This is a genomic window from Phormidium pseudopriestleyi FRX01 (assembly GCF_017313335.1).
Lineage (GTDB): Bacteria > Cyanobacteriota > Cyanobacteriia > Cyanobacteriales > Laspinemataceae > Laspinema > Laspinema pseudopriestleyi.
In genome coordinates, this window is the sequence record NZ_JAFLQW010000651.1 from 1 (window position 1) to 6210 (window position 6210).

A 6210-nucleotide genomic window follows, 5' to 3' on the forward strand; every position below is an offset into this window, starting at 1 on the left:
ATGCTCAGGCTTTGGATTGTTTTGAAAAAGCGATTGGCTGTAACCCTCATTTTATTCCGGCTTGGGTATATAAGGGGATTGCTTTGGAGCAATTAGAAGACTATGAAGCGGCAATCGGTTGTTATGAAGAAGCGATAAAAATTAATCCGGATGTGGCAGATTTATGGTATAATAAAGGGGCTTGTTTCTGTCATTCCTATCGGTATGAAGAGGGGCTGGCTTGTTTTAATCGCGTCCTAGAACTTGAGCCAAACTATGCCCTCTGTAAGACCACTCGCGCCCTGACTCTGGCGGCAATTCCGAACCCGATAAAGTTGCCCAAAATGCGGAAAATTGAGGCTAAAAACCCACTGCTAGAAGCAGAGGCAATGGTCCAAATCGGCTTAACCCGGGAACGGGAAATGACTGGGGAAGTGGGGGAGATGGAATTGGATTAGGAATCAAGACGCCGGGGTAGGGCTGTTTCATTCTAATCCGGAATCCGGTTGTGAAAGACTTAGTTTATGCTTCAGCCTGGGTCGGGGGTTATGGCCCTTGTCCGGATTGTCAAGACTTGAGGGGGGACTGAATCGGGAGGATAGAGAAAATCAACCTGGACCGATCGCACCTCATTCGGGGCTAAATTTAATGTTACTAAGGGGTCGAGAAGCTGTCCCCTGCGATGCCATAAATGCAGGTAACGGGTGATGGTTTCTCCGTTATCATCGAGGTAACGTAAGCGCACAGTTGAGCGGAAAAAAGGATAATCCCACGGCGGTTGACGAAAGATTAATCCGCCTTTGGATAAGCGTTCCTCTTTCATGGGAGTTTCCAGGGTAACTGCCACTTGTTGCGGGCGATCGCTCTCGTTTCGCAGAGGTAGAGTTAAATCATAATGCACGCCATAGTTCGCATGGGATTCGTATGCTGTATCCGGATACCGAACTAACAGCTTGGCTGCTTGACTTTGACCTGTTCCTAATGTCCCAGCGCGTAAGGTACTAATCACATAAGAGACTGCTTTTTCCGGTTCAGGAAGCGCTAAATACTCACTCCCTTCATCCACTAAGTTCGCCTCCCATTTTGACCCTTCCTGAACTCCTGCCACCCGACTATAAATGAGTTGACCACTGACTTGTTCCGGTGGACTGGGGGTTTTGTCTCGGGGTAAAGCTAAATTTCCCGTGGTTATAAGTTGCTGCCATTCTTGCAGATTGGGTGCTCGTTCAGTTCCATTAGAATCCGTCTTAGCATAAAGGGCTAAGGAAGCTAAATATACCGGACCATTACTCTGTAATCGCAAAAAAGTAGAACGACCATTAATTGGTTTTTCTAAGTCTTTGACTGGAATCGGATGATTCATTAACATCCGATTTTCTCCCGGGGGAATGACTAAGGTTTCGGGTAAATCTGCCTGTCTGATTCCCCGCAATACATTATCGACGGCGCGAATTCCTGGCCCTGAATAAATCTCCCCATTGGGATTTTCACTCATAGCGGGTTTTTCTTTGAAGGGAGCATCTGGTTCTAGTAAATAACTTGCACCTTCGGGTATAGTTACCCTAACAGGTTCTGGGCCGGGATTGTTGACTAAAATCCCGATATAGAGGGTTTGTAAATTGGGGGGAGTATGGGTAAAATGGTGAGCAAATAGCTCAAATTTATCGTTAAAGGCAAAGTTGAGATGGGCGGCGGGGACTTGTTTGCCGTCGGGGGGAAAGGTGGAGAGTAAAATGCCTTCAACTTTGACCCATTCGGGGCTGTTACTATTAAACATGGGGACTTGATCTAATCCACCGGGAAGCGATCGCACCTCGTTGGATTGCACAATTTCTTGAGGGGATGCTGCTTGTGCGGAGTTGGGGGGTTTGCCATCAGGAATTCCCGCATCAATTCCCGGTTGGTTGGGGTCAACCTTCGTCACACAGCCGCCTGTAAATAGCACTAACAGCCAACAGAAACCTATAGCACTCAACCGACTGACCGAAGTCTGCATAAAATTTTACGCTCAGTAATTAGTCTTTCTATTATAGAGCGTTAATTTCTTCTATTCACCTCTGTTTATCCCTTTTAAACCCCCGGAAAGTCTAGGTTAGTTTCTCCGAGGTGGGGAGTAGAATCAGAGGTGGGGATAATTTTGCTGATATTTCGGTCGAATTTAACGATTCTTGGTAAATGTGCCTGGATTATAACTTTTTTTAACGTTGATATTTCTAAGTTTAGAAGGGGGAGGCGATACTCTGAGCAACTGGCTTTTTAAGTTTTAGGTTAGACTCAAGTTTTAGGTTGAACTAAGGTGAGGAAAACCCTTGAATAACCATTAGGACAATTACTAAGCAGTTTTAACCGGGTTGATTCCTCAAAGTTATGGGGAATCCAAATGGATGGATAAGTTTGAAGAACAACCCGGTTGGGATAGCATTAGCGGACTAAGGTTACCTCTTTTTCTTCCACAACCGAAACCGATACCTGGGGTTCGGTGACTTCTGTGGGGAACACTTCTGAGGCGGGAATCAACTCATCCGTTGAGGAAAATTCTGGATGTTCGGGATGGCGATCGCCTGCCAGACGACGGATTGCCAAAATACTAGCACCGGCTGCCAATACGGCACCGCCTAGAAAAGCGGCTTTCGTGGTTCCTGTAGGATCCGAGAGGTTTTGAGTCGATTGACCCAATCCTTTCATGAAGCTACAGCCGGATGCCGCCTGTGCCTCAGAGGTGATTAGAATTCCAGTGGCAACAGCTGCAGTAGAAAGAATTCCGGCTAAAACGTGCTTGAGTTTCATCAGCAATTTTTTAAAAGAAATGACAACGCTTTTCCCTATTATGTACAAAATTTGAAAAATGGCAAGGGTTCTCAGGGAACCCTCAATTTCTGAACGTTACACAGGGGACTAACTCCGGTTCTGGGGGACAGGGGTGACCCCCAATTGAGCGCCCGAGGGCAGAAGTAACGGGATTGAACTCCTAAAGTCTTGATTGGCATCTATCTTTCGGATGATTTTAGGACAAGTTTTCCGGGTTGCTAGTTGAGGACATTATCTAACGTAAAATTAAAATGAAGGAAGAAAACCCGCTAGTGTTGGATGCCCGTTGCGATGCCACCCCTGATGATTTTTTTTCTGTGGGGGTGGTGAATGTTTCGGAATGTGATAGACAGGGGTTGAATCTTTCCCGTTGGAGTAGGGGCGACTTCACTGATGAACAATTCTGAATCTTGACTTTTTTATCTGTAAAGTCGCCCAATTCTTACCTAATCGCAGGGTTTTTACTGATAAAGTTGGGTTCTATAAGTTGTAGTAAAGTGATAGAGGGAGTTAATGAAGGTTAGAACAATTTTGTTTGATTTTGATGGGACGATCGCGGATACCCTAGAGTCTATTTTAAAAATCACTAATCGTTTGTCGGGAGAATTTGGGTATAAAAAAACGACTCCAGAAGATATGGAAGAAATGAGGAATATGAATTCAATGCAAATTATCAAGACTTCAGGGATTCCTATTTTTAAAGTTCCTTTTTTGTTGCAAATGGTTAAATTAGAATTAAATCATGAAGTTCAAAATTTAAAGCCTATTCCGGGTATATTAGAGGCTTTGCATTTTTTAAATAATCAAGAATATAACCTCGGAATAGTAACCTCTAATTCCCTGGAAAATGTTAAGGGATTTTTAGAGAGAAATGACATGACTCAAGTTTTTAGCTTTATTTATGCTGGGTCTACCTTATTTGGGAAAAATAAAACTATTAAAAATTTTTTAAAAAAAGAAGGTATTTCCCCAGAAAATGTAATTTATGTTGGGGATGAAACTCGGGATATAGAAGCAGCTAAAAAAGCTAAAATTAAAGTGATAGCCGTGAGTTGGGGATTTAATTCTAAAGCGGTTTTGAATAAATATAACCCTGATTTGGCGATTGACAAACCCCAGGAGTTGATTGAGGCGATCGCCCGATTACAGTAATCGATAAGTCCTCTATTATTGAGAGAATTATAGGGTATTTTTTTAAAATCAAATTAGGGGTCAATTCTCGACTCAAAATGACCTCCATGATTTAGACTAGAGAGCAAGGTCTTTTACCTTAAGGCATTCCGAAAAATAAATCATCCCTATTCGTTTTTTCTGTCAATGGAGATAAAAATATTAGGTAATAGGGAATAATAAAAGGGCTAAAATCAAGAAACACGGTGCACAAATCAAGAGAAATTATGGTAGAAATTAATCTAGTGACTTGGTTACAGGAACGAACGGCATTGAGTGGTTTATCCGAACCCGTATTAACAGCGATCGCCGAGGTCATCCAAGAACAAATATTACCGGCAAATGAAATAATCGCCGAACCCGAAAAAACCCCCAACGGATTCTACATCCTCCTTCAAGGACAGTTACAAACTTCCCTAAAAACTACCCCCAGTTCCCCGGATGAATTGAGTCCCGGTTGTACGATTAACCTCCGAGAATTACTCTTAGACCAACCGCCAGAACAAACCATTTCTACCGTCACCGAATCTAAACTCTGGTTTGTCCCAGGGGAACGAGTTCAAGAGTTAGTCCAGCAATACCCAGAAATCACCCAAACCCTGACCCGACAACTCGCCCAAGAACTGGCCGAGGTGTCGAGTGCTCTAACTTACGAACAAGAACGCCAAGATGCCTTACGCCCCTATTTGGTCACCAAAGCAAAACGGGGAATTGTAGGTAAAAGTCGCTATGCACAACGTCTCAGACAGCAGATTAGAGAGGCGGGGTCCGATCGCCGATCCGTCTATATTTTCGGGGAACCAGGATTAGAAAAAGATAATATTGCCGCCCTGATTCACTATGGTTCCCCCCACCGTCAGCAACCGATTGTCAAAATCGACTGTGGGATTCTCCAAAAAGGGGGTGCAGAACTCTTTGGACGGCAGGGAGGGAACCCGGGACTGATTGAATGGTTAGGAGAAGGGACACTCATTTTAAACAAAATTGAGGAACTGCCTTCGGAACTGGTTGAGGCGATCGCCCTCCTGTTAAAAACCTCAACTTATACCCCCGTCACCCGAGAAGGGGATCCGACTGCGGCCCCTAAATCCACCCCGGCCAGAATTCTAGCTATCTCAGAAAAACATCTGCCGGCGATCGCCCCTCATCTGGACCAAACCCTCAAAGTTCCTCCCCTGCGAGTCCGAAAAGCCGACATTGGCGCTCAAGTAGAGTATTATATTAGCCTGTACTGTCGCGCCAAAGGTCTGAGCAAACCCCAACTCACCCCCGAAGCCCTCCGTCGCCTGCAATCGTATGATTTTCCCGGCAATATTCGGGAGTTGCAAAACTTAGTAGAACGGGCGATCGTCCAGTCAGATTGCGCCCGAGAATTAACCGAAGAAATTTTCTGGGCCGCCCAAGGAAAGAAAAAGCGATTTCGCTTCAATTTACTGAATGCTTATCCCCAATTGCGCCATTTTCTTCGCAGTCCTTGGTGGCCCGATCGCATTAACTATGGCTTTACCGTCATTGCCTTTGCCCTAGTCATTGCCATCTTATTTCTCGGTCCTCAAACCCGCGATCGCAACTTTGCCCTCAACTTCTTTTGGGCCTGGTGGTGGCCGTTAATCTTATTCGCCTTTCCCTTTGTCGGTCGCTTGTGGTGTGCCGTTTGTCCCTTTATGATTTATGGAGAAATTACCCAAAAAATCTCCGAAAAATTATTAAAACACAACCTCAAACCCTGGCCCCGACAGCAAGCAGAACAATGGGGCGGCTGGTTTCTCTTTGGCTTATTTACCTTAATTTTCCTCTGGGAAGAACTCTGGAATTTAGAAAATACCGCCTATCTCTCCGCCTGGTTACTCCTCTTAATCACCGCCGGGGCGATGATTTGTTCCGCCATCTTTGAACGGCGATTTTGGTGTCGATACCTCTGTCCCATTGGCGGCATGAATGGACTCTTTGCCAAACTCTCCATGACCGAATTAAGAGCACAACAAGGAACCTGTTCCGCCGAATGTACCACCTATCAATGTTATAAAGGCGGTCCGCAAAAAGGGGAAGGAATGGCAACCAATGGCTGTCCTCTCTATTCTCATCCCGCCCAGTTAGAAGATAACCGGGATTTTGACACTCCCGATGTCTAAAGACACGGGGATTCTTGCACAGCCTTAGACCAAAGCCTAAGTCTGATGGGCGCTGCTCATTTCGCCTCTAATAAGTCCGCTCAAATTAGATTTGAACTTTCCCTTTACGTTTAGGTTACGA

General features: G+C 44.9%; 6 protein-coding genes. 4 read left to right on the forward strand and 2 right to left on the reverse strand.

The annotated features are described in order from the left end of the window. The coding region (locus J0895_RS24440) for a tetratricopeptide repeat protein (RefSeq protein WP_207090587.1) at positions 1 to 437 on the forward strand (437 nt) is incomplete at its 5' end. A 71-nt stretch (positions 438 to 508) separates the two neighbouring features. Here the strand turns inward: J0895_RS24440 and J0895_RS24445 are convergent. Then, on the reverse strand, positions 509 to 1975 hold the full coding sequence (locus J0895_RS24445) for a DUF3370 domain-containing protein (RefSeq protein ID WP_207090588.1): 1467 nt from the start codon (positions 1973 to 1975) through the stop codon (positions 509 to 511). 425 nt (positions 1976 to 2400) lie between these two features. Then, positions 2401 to 2766, reverse strand: coding sequence for a hypothetical protein (locus J0895_RS24450; protein ID WP_207090589.1), 366 nt, complete (start codon positions 2764 to 2766; stop codon positions 2401 to 2403). 272 nt (positions 2767 to 3038) lie between these two features. Between J0895_RS24450 and J0895_RS24455 the strand changes: the two genes are divergently transcribed. The 3 genes from J0895_RS24455 (at position 3039) to J0895_RS24465 (ending at position 6089) form a co-directional block, all read left to right on the forward strand. Beyond that, positions 3039 to 3194 carry a hypothetical protein gene (locus J0895_RS24455; RefSeq protein WP_207090590.1) on the forward strand — a complete coding sequence of 52 codons (156 nt, stop codon included), beginning with the start codon at positions 3039 to 3041 and terminating at the stop codon, positions 3192 to 3194. 106 nt (positions 3195 to 3300) lie between these two features. Further along, positions 3301 to 3939: an HAD-IA family hydrolase gene (locus tag J0895_RS24460; RefSeq protein ID WP_207090591.1), complete on the forward strand. Its 639-nt coding sequence runs from the start codon at positions 3301 to 3303 to the stop codon at positions 3937 to 3939. 245 nt (positions 3940 to 4184) lie between these two features. After that, positions 4185 to 6089, forward strand: coding sequence for an AAA-type ATPase lid domain-containing protein (locus J0895_RS24465; protein WP_340643580.1), 1905 nt, complete (start codon positions 4185 to 4187; stop codon positions 6087 to 6089). Positions 6090 to 6210 lie beyond the last annotated feature (121 nt).

Bases quoted from the DNA above. Each gene is read 5' to 3' on its own strand.
- J0895_RS24445 (WP_207090588.1), bottom strand. From the start codon at position 1,975: ATGCAGACTTCGGTCAGTCGGTTGAGTGCTATAGGTTTCTGTTGGCTG.
- J0895_RS24450 (WP_207090589.1), bottom strand. From the start codon at position 2,766: ATGAAACTCAAGCACGTTTTAGCCGGAATTCTTTCTACTGCAGCTGTT.
- J0895_RS24455 (WP_207090590.1), top strand. From the start codon at position 3,039: ATGAAGGAAGAAAACCCGCTAGTGTTGGATGCCCGTTGCGATGCCACC.
- J0895_RS24460 (WP_207090591.1), top strand. From the start codon at position 3,301: ATGAAGGTTAGAACAATTTTGTTTGATTTTGATGGGACGATCGCGGAT.
- J0895_RS24465 (WP_340643580.1), top strand. From the start codon at position 4,185: ATGGTAGAAATTAATCTAGTGACTTGGTTACAGGAACGAACGGCATTG.